This window comes from Proteiniphilum sp. UBA5384, assembly GCF_002410825.1.
In the GTDB taxonomy this organism is placed as follows: Bacteria; Bacteroidota; Bacteroidia; order Bacteroidales; family Dysgonomonadaceae; genus Proteiniphilum.
The window spans coordinates 263,089-277,201 of the sequence record NZ_DHOS01000001.1 but is presented as its reverse complement, the minus strand read 5'-3'; the positions used below and the strand labels follow the sequence as shown (position 1 = coordinate 277,201).

General features: G+C 43.5%; 11 protein-coding genes. All 11 read right to left on the bottom strand.

The genetic code is table 11. The features are described from left to right. Positions 1-89 precede the first annotated feature (89 nt). Complete coding sequence (gene pflA, locus B4G81_RS01120; RefSeq protein ID WP_294079184.1) at positions 90-815, bottom strand: pyruvate formate-lyase-activating protein; 726 nt, start codon at positions 813-815, stop codon at positions 90-92. 184 nt (positions 816-999) lie between these two features. Continuing rightward, complete coding sequence (pflB, locus tag B4G81_RS01115) at positions 1,000-3,240, bottom strand: formate C-acetyltransferase (protein WP_294079182.1); 2,241 nt, start codon at positions 3,238-3,240, stop codon at positions 1,000-1,002. Positions 3,241-3,282: 42 nt separating this feature from the next. After that, positions 3,283-4,089, bottom strand: a complete 807-nt coding sequence (locus B4G81_RS01110) for a formate/nitrite transporter family protein (RefSeq protein WP_294079180.1) — start codon at positions 4,087-4,089, stop codon at positions 3,283-3,285. 215 nt (positions 4,090-4,304) lie between these two features. After that, entirely contained in the window at positions 4,305-5,321 is a 1,017-nt protein-coding gene (gene tsaD / locus B4G81_RS01105; protein WP_294079178.1) for a tRNA (adenosine(37)-N6)-threonylcarbamoyltransferase complex transferase subunit TsaD, read from the bottom strand. Positions 5,322-5,333: 12 nt separating this feature from the next. Then, the gene (locus B4G81_RS01100; protein ID WP_294079177.1) at positions 5,334-6,269 is read right to left on the bottom strand and encodes an EamA family transporter; all 936 of its coding nucleotides are present in this window, start codon (positions 6,267-6,269) and stop codon (positions 5,334-5,336) included. A gap of 106 nt (positions 6,270-6,375) precedes the next feature. Beyond that, positions 6,376-6,780, bottom strand: a complete 405-nt coding sequence (locus tag B4G81_RS01095; RefSeq protein ID WP_294079175.1) for a type II toxin-antitoxin system VapC family toxin — start codon at positions 6,778-6,780, stop codon at positions 6,376-6,378. A gap of 3 nt (positions 6,781-6,783) precedes the next feature. Beyond that, entirely contained in the window at positions 6,784-7,023 is a 240-nt protein-coding gene (locus B4G81_RS01090) for a hypothetical protein (RefSeq protein ID WP_294079171.1), read from the bottom strand. Between the two features lie 76 nt (positions 7,024-7,099). Further along, positions 7,100-7,600 carry a hypothetical protein gene (locus tag B4G81_RS01085; RefSeq protein ID WP_294079169.1) on the bottom strand — a complete coding sequence of 167 codons (501 nt, stop codon included), beginning with the start codon at positions 7,598-7,600 and terminating at the stop codon, positions 7,100-7,102. 172 nt (positions 7,601-7,772) lie between these two features. Next, complete coding sequence (locus B4G81_RS01080) at positions 7,773-9,971, bottom strand: peptidase domain-containing ABC transporter (protein WP_294079167.1); 2,199 nt, start codon at positions 9,969-9,971, stop codon at positions 7,773-7,775. Positions 9,972-9,991: 20 nt separating this feature from the next. Next, a complete protein-coding gene (locus B4G81_RS01075; protein WP_294079165.1) occupies positions 9,992-12,307 on the bottom strand; it encodes an outer membrane beta-barrel family protein in 2,316 nt (771 codons plus the stop codon). A gap of 25 nt (positions 12,308-12,332) precedes the next feature. Next, complete coding sequence (locus B4G81_RS01070) at positions 12,333-13,715, bottom strand: radical SAM/SPASM domain-containing protein (RefSeq protein WP_294079163.1); 1,383 nt, start codon at positions 13,713-13,715, stop codon at positions 12,333-12,335. Positions 13,716-14,113: the final 398 nt, after the last annotated feature.

The window sequence follows — 14,113 nt, the reverse complement described above, 5'->3', positions numbered from 1 at the left end:
TTTTTTATATTTTACCCTGAATACTCATTCAGATTATGATTTACAAATTTAGCGAAAATTTCATTATGAAAGAACTTTTCATTTTCAACTTACCCTACCCGAAGTCCTGCTTCTCTAAAAATAGTACGGACATTTTCCAATCGTTCCTTCGATAGCGGAAGTGTATTTTTCAGGCGGTATTCCATTCCCAGCTGCTCATATTTGCGTGTGCCCATATCATGATACGGCAGCAGTTCTACTTTTTCGATACAGCGGTAGGGAGAAAGGTAATCGGCAGTTTTTTTCAGTAAAAGATCATCATCTGTCCATCCCGGCACAATCACATGGCGGACCCAGGTGGGTTTATTTTTTTCTTCGAGAAAGTTAAGGCTTTTCAACGTGTTATCGATTTTTACTCCGGTGAGTTCTTTGTGTTGATTTGCATCGATCGATTTCACATCAAGCAAAACCAAATCCACCATATCCAATACTCTTTGCACAGCTTGAGTAAAAATGGCGCCGGAAGTATCGAGTGCGGTATGTATGCCGTTCTCTTTACATAAAGAGTAGAATTCATACAGGAATTCGGGTTGCAATAAGGGCTCCCCACCGGTGACGGTCACTCCCCCCTTGGCGATAAAACTCTTGTAACGAAGGACTTCTTCCAGCAGTTCTTCGGGAGAAAGGAGGTATTTCCCGCTTTGCTTCGGATCCCAGGTATCAGGATTATGGCAGTATAGGCACCGCAGGGGGCAGCCTTGCAGGAAAACCACAAAGCGGATGCCCGGCCCGTCAACCGTACCGAAACTCTCCAGTGAATGAATCCGTCCTAACATATCGTGGGATAAAGTATTTGTAACTAAAGCATCCGTCTGACGATATTTTGTGACCCATTACCACTCGTTCGAACTAAAAAGAGTAGAAACTCACTTCGCTCAAACAGCTACTCTTTTTACGCTCTTCACGAGTGATGGGTCCCCACAAAATATCTAAAGGACTCCGCTTTAGTTACAAATACAATTACAGTGCGTGGTTGATCGTCCTTGAGATCACATCCAACTGTTGCTCTTTGGTCAGCTTCACAAAATTCACCGCATAACCCGACACACGGATCGTCAATTGCGGATAATTCTCGGGATGGTTCATCGCATCCACCAGCAGATCCTTGTCGAACACGTTCACATTGAGGTGCTGCCCACCATCCGAAGTGAAATATCCGTCGAGCAGTCCGACCATATTCGTCACCTGTACGTTCCTTTCTTTTCCGAGGGTACCCGGAGAAACGGCAAAGGTGTAGGAAATTCCGTCGTGTGCATGCTGGAACGGCAGTTTGGCCACCGATGCCAGTGCTGCAACCGCTCCCTTGGTATCACGGCCGTTCATCGGGTTGGCACCCGGCGCGAATGGCGTTCCTGCGGGACGTCCGTCAGGCGTTGCCCCGGTCTTCTTTCCATATACCACGTTAGAGGTGATGGTGAGGATCGACTGTGTGGGGATGGCATTGCGGTATGTCTCGTGCTGACGGAGATATCCCATGAACTTGCGGGTGATATCCACCGCGATCCGGTCCGTCCTGTCGTCGTTATTTCCGAAAGGCACATAATCACCCTCCCGTTCGAAGTCCACGGCAATGCCCCGTTCATCACGGATCACTTTCACTTTCGTATCACGGATGGCTGCGAGTGAGTCTGCCACGATGGAAAGCCCGGCGATACCCGTCGCACGGATACGTTGCACATCCCCGTCATGCAGCGACATTTCAAACGCTTCATACGCATATTTATCGTGCATATAGTGAATGATTTTCAATGCGTTGACATATACTTTGGCCAACCAGCGCATCATCTGCTCGAATTTCGCCATCACCTCGTCATAATCGAGGTATTCCGCAGTAATCGGTTCGAATTTCGGTGCCACCTGTACGCCTGATTTTTCATCACGCCCACCGTTGATGGCATACAATAAACATTTGGCCAGGTTGGCACGCGCACCGAACAACTGCATCTGCTTTCCAATCTTCATCGGCGATACGCAACAGGCAATCCCGTAGTCATCTCCATAATCGGGACGCATCAAATCGTCATTCTCGTATTGGATAGCCGAGGTATCCACCGACACTTTCGAACAGAATTGTTTCCAGTTCTCGGGAGAGTGCTGCGACCAGAGTACTGTCAGGTTGGGTTCCGGAGCAGGGCCGAGGTTATAGAGCGTATGCAGGTAACGGAACGATGTCCTTGTCACCAGGGTACGTCCGTCCACGGTCTGTCCACCCAGTGATTCGGTCACCCATACCGGATCACCAGAGAAGAGGTCGTTATAATCCGGCGTACGGAGGAAACGCACTATCCGCAGCTTTATGATCAGTTGATCGACCAATTCCTGTGCTTCCTCTTCAGACAACAATCCCGCTTTGATGTCTTTTTCAATGTAAATATCGAGGAAGGTGGAAGTACGTCCGATCGACATGGCTGCCCCATCCTGGTCTTTCACTGCCGCCAGATAAGCAAAATAAAGGAACTGCACTGCCTCACGGGCATCCTTAGCCGGTTCGGATACGTCAAATCCATATCCGTTACACATTTTTTCGAAAGCTTTCAGCGCTTTGATCTGTTCCGAGATCTCTTCACGACGCTGTATGATATCTTCGGTAATCTCCTGAATGTCGAGGCGTTTCAGGAACTCTTTTTTCTCTGTGATCAGAGTTGTAGTTCCGTAAAGCGGCACACGGCGGTAATCACCGATAATACGCCCCCGGCCATAGGCATCGGGCAATCCGGTAATGATGGCGGAACGGCGTGCAGCCATCATTTCTTCGGTATAAGCCGAGAAAACACCCTCATTATGCGTTTTACGGTAGCGGGTATAAATCTCTTTGGTCATCGGATCGAGTTCGTATCCATACGCATTTAATGCATTCTCTACCATACGGATACCCCCTTTCGGGAAGATTCCCCGTTTGAGCGGAGCATCGGTCTGTAAACCCACGATCACCTCATTATCCTTATCGATATATCCCGGCCCGTAGGTGTCTATTTCCTGCGGGTATTTGGTTTCGGCATCGTACACGCCTTTGGCTTGTTCTACCTTGAACATTTCCGTCAACTTGTTCCAGACTTTACGGGTACGTTCGGTGGAAGAAACCAGAAAACTATCATCACCCTCATACGGCGTATAGTTATTCATAATGAAGTCCCTTACATTTATTTCGTTTCTCCAGATGTCGCCCTTAAAGCCTTTCCAAGATTCATGTTGATTATTCATCGTTGATAATATATTTATTGTGTAATGTAGATATATGCTGTTTTAATTATGCCTGTCTATTTTTGGGGGTTGATGCAGGAACAGGTACCAGTAGACCGTTCCTACCAGTAACATCCCACCGACAATATTCCCGAGTGTGGCCGGAAACAGGTTCTTCGCAAGGAAACCGCTCCAGGTGATATCGGCGCCGCTATATATTGCTGCCGGAATAAAGAACATATTGGCAATCGAGTGTTCATATCCAAGCACCACAAAAATCATAATGGGGATCCATATAGCCACGCTTTTCCCGATGATGTCATTCGCAGTGTATCCCATGAACATGCCGAGACATACCAGCCAGTTAGCGCCAATCCCTTTCACAAAGACACGTGCGAAATCCTGATTCACCTTTGCTTCGGAATAATGGTGCAGGTAAGATTGCCAGGGTTCTTTATCGAACAGGCCCACATTGGCGGACAGTACGAAAGCGATGAATTGCGCTCCTACGAAATTAAAGAGGTAAGAAAGCAAGAGGACTTTCGCCACGTTCATCACCGTTATATCCCGTTTTAACATGGGAAAAGCCAGACCGGCGCAGTCGCTGGTAAACAGGTCTGCCCCCGTGACCGAGACCATGATAAGTCCTACAGGAAAGAGAGCCCCCGCCACAAACTTCACCAGTCCGGGATTAGCACTGCCGGTTTCCGGCATTCCACCGGCCACCATCACAGTGAGTAACCCGCCGAGTGCGATGAATGCCCCACCGAGAACAGCCGCAATAGCAAAATGAAGAAACGGGAGTTTCGACTTATTAATTGCTGTGATCCTAAACGCTTCGGCAGCTTCTGCCGGAGTATAATAATTCATACTTAATACGTAAAATCCAGAACGGTAAAGGGAAGTGCTTTATCGCAAGAAAAGTATTTCCGTATAACCCTAAACAATCCTAATCAAATCGGGGGCAAAGGTACGAATTAACTTTTAATTAAAGAAATATTTCTGTAATTAATTTTCAACAATACGAGATCTCTTTTAGTAAATTATACATAGAATATGATGCATCACAAACATCTAATTCATTATCAGATTGAGACCCTCGCATAAGGTATAACATCCGGCGAACAAAATTCACCGTCGAGATATTTATAATATCCTGTAATGGCGACCATAGCGGCATTATCTGTAGTATACGCAAATTTAGGGATATGTATCTTCCATCCGTAACGGCGGCTATATTCTTCAAAAGCAGCCCGCAGACCCGAGTTCGCCGATACGCCTCCCGCTACTGCAACCTCTTTTATCCGCAGGTCTTTGGCAGCGAGGTAGAGTTTATCCATAAGGATATCAATAATAGTCTTTTGAAGCGACGCACAAAGGTCTTCCTTATTTTTTTCGATGAAGCCGGCATCTTTTTTCAGTTCATCCCGAAGAAAATAGAGAAACGATGTTTTCAATCCGCTGAAACTGTAATCATACCCTGCGATACGGGGTTTACTAAATGTAAACCGGTCGGCGTCACCCAGTTTCGCCAGACGATCTACCACCGGCCCTCCGGGATAACCCAGTCCCATCACCTTGGCACACTTGTCGAACGCTTCGCCTGCCGCATCGTCAATGGTTTGCCCCATGATCTCCATTTCATCATAAGACTTTACCAATATGATTTGGGAATTACCTCCCGAAACCAGCAGGCAGAGAAAAGGGAATCCGGGTTGGTTGGTATCCTGCGCATCCTCCTTGATAAAATGGGCCAACACATGTGCCTGGAGATGGTTAATCTCAATCATCGGGATATTCAGCGCAGAGGAAAAACCTTTTGCAAAGGATGTTCCCACCAATAAAGAACCCAATAATCCCGGTCCCCGTGTAAAAGCAACCGCCGAGATTTCTTCTTTGGAGATACCCGCCTGTTTCAATGCGTCATGCACTACGGGAATAATATTTTGTTGATGGGCCCGTGATGCCAGTTCGGGCACTACGCCGCCATACCGTTCGTGTACTGCCTGTCCGGCAATTACGTTAGAAAGGATCACCCCGTCACGGATCACCGCCGCTGAAGTATCATCACAGGAAGATTCTATGCCTAATATTGTAATCATTTGGTTCGGTTGTTATTCAGTTGTTATTCGGAATTTTATATTCGTAAGCACGATGGCAGAGAGGATCAGTAAAACCCCGACCCATTGCAGTGCCTGTACATTCTCACCGAGAATGAAACTGGAAGAGATTACCGCAACCGGCAATTCTGCCGCGCTAAGGATGGCACCCAACGAAACACCGGTGCGCGGCATCCCGAAAGAGAAAAACAGGGGAGGAATCACTGTGCCAAGCAAAGCCAGTGTCAGGCCCCATTTATACAGACCGTCGAAAAACAGTCCATCAAACAGAAATAACGGAGGAAAGATGGTCCATGTGACAATGCATGACCCGGTAATCATCAATGCTCCTTTCTTCAATACAGGAAGGTCATTCCCTACCCGACCGCTGGCTATCAGGAATATGGCATAACAAAACGCTGCCAGTAGACCAAATCCTATTCCTTTTATGTTTAAAGTCACAGCCTCGTTGAAGACTCCGGCAGCGAATGCTGTGCCGACAAGCACTATAGAAGCGGCAATCAATTGCATTTTATGTGGTTTTTTCTTAAAGACTACCGCTTCAATCAAAATACTGATCCACAGGTACTGCATCAACAGGATAATAGCAATGGAGGCCGGGAGCAGTTTCACACACTGATAGTAAAAAATACCTACCAATCCCGTAAATATACCGGCGAAAGAAACCTTCCACCATGCCGTCGGTCTTGATGAACTGTTCTTCTCTATTTGTGGATGCTTTATAGGTGTACTATTTTTCCCTTTGAAAAGAGTACTATGCAAAAAATAGAGTACCCACAATATCACCATTCCCAAAAAAGCCTGTGATCCGGTTATCTGCCCAAGTGTATAACCTTCCTTATACGCATTCTTTACAATTGTCGACAGTACCCCGAAGCTGCAAGCTCCCAGAAAAACAAAAATACCTCCTGTGAATTTATTCTGATTCATCTCCCTATATTTCCAACTCACGAAAACATAAAACGAAGTTCGCAAGCAATCTACATTTGATAAAACGAGTACAAAGATACGAATGATATCAGTATCATGGCATAGATTATTTTCTATCGAACCAGTTTTCGAGTTTCAAGTTTTTGATAAATTTAAAATCTTTGGTGTTATCAGTCACCAAAGTCAAATCATTGGCAAGTGCAGTTACGCCTATTATCAAATCAAATTCATCGTGTAAAGGTGTACCGTTTTTTCTTAAATAGACTTTGGTTTCGGCATATTGATTTACTATTCCATAAATAGGAATAACGGTCAATCCTTTGACAAATTTATCAACTGCTTGATGTGATTTTTTAGGATTAGTACTATTTTCTGCTCCGTATTTTAGTTCAAATACTGTAAGTTCTGATATAAAACAATTGTCAAGTCCTTTTTGCCTGATGATTTCATCAAATTTTAGCATTCCACGGAGAAAAAAAATACAAATATTGGTATCAAGCAAATATTGCATAACTCAAATTTTAAGATCTTTTTTTCTAAACTTTCTACTGTCTCTAATTTCTTTTGCAATTTCTTCGGCAGGTTCATCAGAAGCAAATGCTCCAAACGAACTAAAAAAATCCTTTTCTTTAGATTTTCCATCTTTCCTAATAGACTTTGCAAGACGTTCAAGTAATTCCAACTTACCAAGGGAACTTAAACCCTCAAAAAGCCCAGAATAAGTATCTATTATATGTCGTTCTGTATGTGTCATATTGATAGCTCTTTCCACAAAGATACTAAAATAATTGCTAAACAATAATCTAATCTCAATATTTCTTTCGATTATTCTATTTGTTTACTGATACCTTAATAATCATCATAATCCACTTCCAAAAAGTGGTGTACCTCAATTCTATTTTCGCAGGAAAGTTAAAGGGCGTTGGTATTTCAATGGCCCGGGCATCATTATCCAAGGGATGGACCTCCACTTCGTACCAACCTCCCGATGAAGAGACGTACAACGTGTCGGGAACATCATGGAAGATAAAGCGCACCGGCACCGCACCTTCCACCGGAGGATTTGCCGCTATAAAAGCGAAGTTTTCCTGCTGCGCCATAGCCCGTTGCGGTATCCGTGCCGTATAGTGCACCTCTCCTGTTTCGTCCTGTGTGGCTGTGATTTCGATGGAGATCTTCGGTTGGTAGGGAACAAAGGCGGCAATGCCCGCCAACACCAGTAACGCACCGACGATCATCACAGTGCCATACCGCACCAACACCGGCGGCATCCGCCCGATAATGTTCCGCACCTTTTCACTGCGCAATTCTATGGGTTTATTCTCTTCCATTTAGCAATCTTTCTTAATAATCTCACCCCGTCAGGCCGGGATCTCCACTTCGTTTCGATTAGCACTACCCGTCCCGGTTTCCCGATAAATCGGGCCAAGTTATCGGGATTAGTCTCATTGGTACATTGGTATATTTAACTACGCTTTGCTCCGTTGAACGTTGTTTGTCATATTAATTTCCCAATTCCAACTGGTTCTTCACCAGTTCGTAATACTTACCCCGTTTTTTTGTCAGTTCCCCGTGGGTACCCGATTCGGCGATGCGTCCGCCGTCGAGCACCACAATCTTGTCGGCGTTCTTCACTGTGCTGAGACGGTGCGCCACCACGATCACCGTCTTGTCATGGTAGAACGTCTCCAGGTTCTCCACTATGGCACGTTCGTTGTTCGCGTCCAGCGAATTGGTCGCCTCGTCGAGGAAGATGAACGGCGGGTCCTTGTACACCACCCGCGCGATAAGGATACGCTGCCGCTGCCCCTGGCTCACCCCCTGCCCGTCCTGCCCGATCTTCGTGTTGTAGCCCAACGGAAGGCGTTCAATGTCTTCCGCGATATTGGCTACGAGGGCGGCATGGCGCAGCCGTTCCACATCAATCCCGTCGCCTGCCACTGCGATGTTGCGGGCAATAGTATCGGAGAAGAGGTAACCGTCCTGCATCACCGCCCCGCACTGTGTACGCCACCAGGTAAGGTTGACTTCCTCCAGGCCGGTTGTCCCGGCAGTGATCCGCCCCTCGTTAGGAGCGTAATAGCCCAGCAGGAGTTTTACGAGGGTAGTCTTTCCGCTGCCGCTGGCACCCACGATGGCGGTCACCTTCCCCTGTGGTATGATCAGGTCGATATCTTCCAGCACATAATCCGGCCGTGCACCGTCGTATTTGAAGCACAGGTGTTCGACATGGATGGAGCGCTCTGAAGGCAACTCCGCCACGGTACGGCTCCCGTCCTCCTCATTGCGCTGCGTATGTATCTCGTTCATGCGGTCGAGGCTGATGCTCACGTCCTGCCACTGGTAGATAAATCCCATGATCTGTTCCACGGGGCTGTTCAACTGGCCGATGATGTACTGGATGGCCAGCATCATCCCCAGGGTGAGGTTGCCGTTTATGACGGCGGTAGCCGCCAGCACCGTCACCAGAATGTTCTTCAGTTCGTTGATCAGGATGCCGCCCGCTTCCTGTCCCTGCCGCAGGTTGAGCGATTGCAGGTTCACGTCGAACAGGTCCGCCTGCACGTCCTCCCATTCCCAGCGCTTGCGCTGTTCGCATCCTTGCAGCTTGATCTCCTGCATGCCCGTGATCAACTGGTAGGTCACATTCCGGTTGATGCCCTGCTGCTCGAACATCCTGTAGTCGAGGATCCGCCGTTTTTTCAGGAATACCATGATCCACAGGCCGTAGAGGATGCTGCCGGCAAGGAACACGGCGAAGACAGGCACGTTATATATGAACAGCACCACGGAAAAGATCACGAAGGTAAAGGCGGAGAGCAGCACCGAGATGGTCTGGTTGGTGAGGAAGTTCTCGATGCGGCGGTGGTCTTCAATGCGTTGCAGCAGGTCGCCCGTGAGTTTGGTGTCGAAGAACTTCATGGGCAGCTTCATCAGCTTGATAAAGAAATCGGAGATAAGCGACACGTTGATGCGGGTACTGATATGCAGCAGTATTTTCCTGCGGATAAAGTCGATGGCCGTACGGCTGAACAGCAGCATCAACTGGGCGATGAGCACCAGCCAGATAAAGCCGATATCTTTCCCGGAGATACCGGTATCCACGATCGCCTGGGTGAGGAACGGGAAGATAAGTTGCAGGATACTGCCTATAAATAGGCCCAAAATCAATTGTGTAAAAAAGCGCTTGTATCTGAGCAGGTATTTCCAGAGGAATTTCAGCCGGTTTTGTGCGGGGGCTGCATCACCCTCCTGCTCATAGAACAGGTTGGTAGGCTCCAGCAGCAGGGCCACCCCTTTCTCTTCGCCTTGGGTGCGGGTACTGATCCAGTTATTACAGAATTCTTCCCGAGAATAGGTAAGCAATCCCTTTCCCGGATCAGCCGCGGAGATTCTGCAATCTTTCCTGTTTTTCCTTATCCCGTACACCACCACAAAGTGCTCCTGCTTCCAGTGGACAATGCAAGGCAGCGGGGCTTTCTCCGCCAGCTTGTCGAAGGTGAGGCGTCCTCCCACGGTATGGAATCCGATCTTTTCCGCCGCACGGCTGATACCCAACAGCGACACGCCGTCACGCCCGATAAAGCAGTTTTCACGCAGGTGCTCCAGCGTGTACCGCTTGCCGTAGTGCTCACAGACCATACTCAGGCAGGCAGGGCCGCAGTCCATCGAATCGGGTTGTTTGGTAAAAGGAAAGGGCATAGTGTATGATAAATATTTTACTACAATCTATTGATTTCGTCTTGAGAAACCGATTGTCCTTTATATGTTTTCTGATAATTATTGAAACGCCAGACAACGTTAAAAATTAGAGAACGGCGGTCTTGATAATCCTCATTGTGCATGTAAATGTGATGCACTTGCCCATTGAGACGTATAATATCTTTTCCAAAAATATCTTTTGCAGTAAGGCTTAGTTGCAATTTGTCTTTGAAAAAGGTTTTCTGCACACGGGCATTGAAAACGTGCGTTGGCTCAATATAAAACATCCCAAATGTTCCACGTCCTGTGTAGGTATATTGAACGTTAAACAAGAAACCATTTGACAGGTCAATATCATTGTTCAAATCCACGTAGCCGTAAGGCTTTTTGATTTTTTCTAAACCCTTATTGGTACTTACGTTTAAAAAATTCTGCATATATGCCAGTGTGAGCGAAGGAGTGTAGGCCCCAAACGTATAGCGCAGGTTTAGTATTGCTTTTATTTGTTGCAAATTATCATAATTTATCCATGTATTTTTTATAATGTTTGATGTCGGGGTTAGACTTTGAAGTTCACTTTGTATCGAATTTTTTATGTTATTGTATCTTAGAGAAAAATAAATATACCGATACATTAGGTTATATTGAATATTGTGCAATATCTCAGGTTCCAATTTTGGGTTTCCTTCCTGATATACAAACTCATTGACATAATATGTACTACCATTGAGTACGCTGTAAGAAGGGCGTGTAATTCCTGAACGATAAGACAAACTTTGGGTAATCAAGCCTTTCCGATAGCTTACTCGAACATTGGGAAACACATTACTGTAACTTCTGTGTATGTTATTGTTATCATTAAGAAGATCATTATATCGGGAATTTACCCATTCATAACGCAATCCGGTACCGAAGATGAAACCATTCTCATTATTATACGAATAATCCAGATATCCGGCAAACTTTGTTTCCGAAGTTTCGCTTCGGGTGTCACTTAATATCTCAGGTTCGTATTTCAGCATAGTCTGCACGCCTACCGAATTAAACTCGGTGCCTGCCGAGAGTTGATGCCGGGCGTTGAAGGCATAACGAAACTTTGGTGTAATGCCGAATAACTTATTATCTGATTGAGTATTTACTTTGGTTGTTTCCTTCTCGTTTGCTGTCGGTTTCTCCGTTACGGTCTGGTTTCCATTTGTTTGCCTTTTAAGCCAGTCAGCATAAAGTTCCATTTGCAGTTTGTCCGTCAGTTTTCCACGATAATAGGCGTTGATATAGTGGCTGTTTTCTTTATCTGATTTATCAGATAGTCCATCTATTGTCTTAAAAACTTTATCGTTCGCCCAGAGCGTGAGTGGTTGCGAGATTAACGAGTAAGTATGATTAAAACTGCCATCGTATTTTAACCCGATACTGTGTTTCTTTGAAAAAGTATAATCCCCACCTGCGGTATATTCGAGAGTTTTAAAAAATCGTGACAACTCTCGCATCGGCATATAGCTCCGCCACGTAGTGTCTGGTGCGTAAATGATGGTTGTAAGATTCTGTCCGGTTTTTTTCCGATAGTCCGAATATCCAATTTGCCCGAAAAGATTAATCTTATCTTTTTTGTAATTAATTTTCAAAGAATTATTGTACGTGAAATAACTATTTAATCGTGCCATAGTTTCCACATGCAATGCTAAACCGTCCAGTCTATTATGTGTAATAATAAGCAGGACAGCACCGGCAGAACTATCGTATTCTGCACCTGGATTGGTATTCAATTCTACAGATTTGATGTTTTTTACTTCCAACTGCTTGACTTCGGTTATCGACTGTACTTTTTTTCCATTGACGTAAATAATAGGCGTTCCACCAATAAATGACGAAAGTTGTTCGTCTTTCAATGTCATTCCGGGTATTTTCCGAAGAACTTCCAAAACAGTTACTTCTTTCCCAAGTAATGTCCCCGACACGTTTGCCACAATATTCCCGTTTTCCATCTGAAATACTTTGCGATGCCCCTGAACAACTACTTCGTCCAGAAATATGCTGTCGGCTTTCAGCACAACGGTTTGTTCCGAAACTGCCGGAACCGTTTGTGTTTCGTAACCGATAAACGATATTTTTAGAAAAGCATTGATGTTATCGTTTAGTGTAAGCGAAAATTCGCCTTGTTGGTCGGAAACAGTTCCTGTAACAAAGGTGCTGTCGGGAAGTGAATAAAGAGCCACGTTGGAAAATTCAATGGGTTGGTTATCGGTGTCGGTAACTTTACCTCTGATTTGTTTTTGTTGTGAATAGCCCGCAGATGTAATTAGAAATAATACTTGAAGTAGAAAAACATATTTCATCGGTTCTATTATCAATTTAATGGATTTACAATTGCATTTGTCTTTCTTTAGCTTTTGCCATAAGTTTTTCCCAATAAAGAGGTTCTCGCCTTAGAGCAGCTATCATAAGAATTATTTGCGCAATATGTTGTTTATTTATTTCACAAAGTTCGCTATTTGGCTTTTTCTGGAATTTTTTTTGCTGTTTATTATAAAATTGATGTACCGCGCATCCACCACACAAATATTGACACCAACACCCATTACATTTTGGATTGTCTTGCAAATCTATTATAAATTCACTCGATTTGTAAAGAGTTCTTTGGTTAAAGAAATTTTGGGCTTTTATGTTTCCAAGATTATTATTTGTATTTCCGGCTAACATATGACATGGGAATATGTATCCATTAGAAGATATTGAAAAAATTCTCTTCATTACTGGACATATTTTTCGTGACTGCTTCCCTGCTATAGATTTAAGTATACTCCAAAATCCAATTGGCATATTTTCAAAGTTATTTTCAGCAATCATCTTATAATCATAATTTTGCCAATAATCCAATATGCGATTTATTTCTAAACTTTCTTCTTCTACTATTACTCCTTTTATTCCAAATTCATTTAACATAAAATTATGTATGTCTTTCGACTTATATTGCTTTTCAATGTGCTGTCTGGTGTAAGTAGCCTCATAGATAATAGGAATTTTTGTTTCACTCTTAACAGTTTTAATAAATTGTTTTATTGTCTCATAGCTGCCTTTTCCATTGCTATAAACCCTATTTTCATCATTTATATCTTTTGGTCCATCAATGCTTACTGTCAAGCTTGTGATATTTTCCTTCAAAAATGAAATTATTTCTGGATTAAGAATTGTACCATTTGTAATTATCCCAAATTCTGGCATCTGAGATAATCTCCCACTAGAAAAATTATTTTTGAACAGATTACAAATGTACTTCATAATCTCTATATTTAACATTGGCTCTCCACCGAAAAAAACAATTCGGTTGATTTGGTCAAAATGATTTATACAAAAATCTACAAAATCATTTGCTGTTTGTTTGTTCATGAATGCTCGGTCTTGATTGTAATTACCTCCTAAAGCATAACAATATCTACATCTTAGATTACAATCATTTGATACATGCAGGGTTATTCTATCTATAACTCTATTGTTATTAGAATTCTGTTGTGGCAAATAATTTTCATTTTTCGATATTTTTTCTTCAATAAATTGAATTACGGACATAACATCATTCTCTGAATATTTAGCTTCCTTTGATATTTGAATTACCGAATACCCCCTTTTTAAAGCCTCAAGTATCTGGCAAACTTCATCTTTTACAACCATCATCGTGAATGTTTTATAGTGATATACAACATTTATACCCTCACCTTTAATTACATGTATCTCGTTGTAATTCATAATATTATATATTTTTATCCGAATAAGATTTTTTAATAATAGAAATACTGAATCCCATTTTGTGATTTTAAGACTTTTCCACAAATGATAATTTATTACACATTTCCTCACCCATATTTCAATTTGTTTTTTACATTAGAGTTTATATTTAATAAATGATTATTTTATATGATTATCAGTTTCTTACGAAAGTAAATGTTTTAAACATCACTGATTATCAACCGTTTGAAATGCGGAACTTATAACTTGTTGATAATCATATATCCCAAATCTTATTGCGTATAATGTCTATTTTATATATTTTGTTCGGTATTTAATCTCTTTGGGTTAACTTCTCCGCCGCAAGCAGCAGAGAAGTCCATTAGAATTTGAGAAAGGTCCTGCCTCTCTCAAATTCA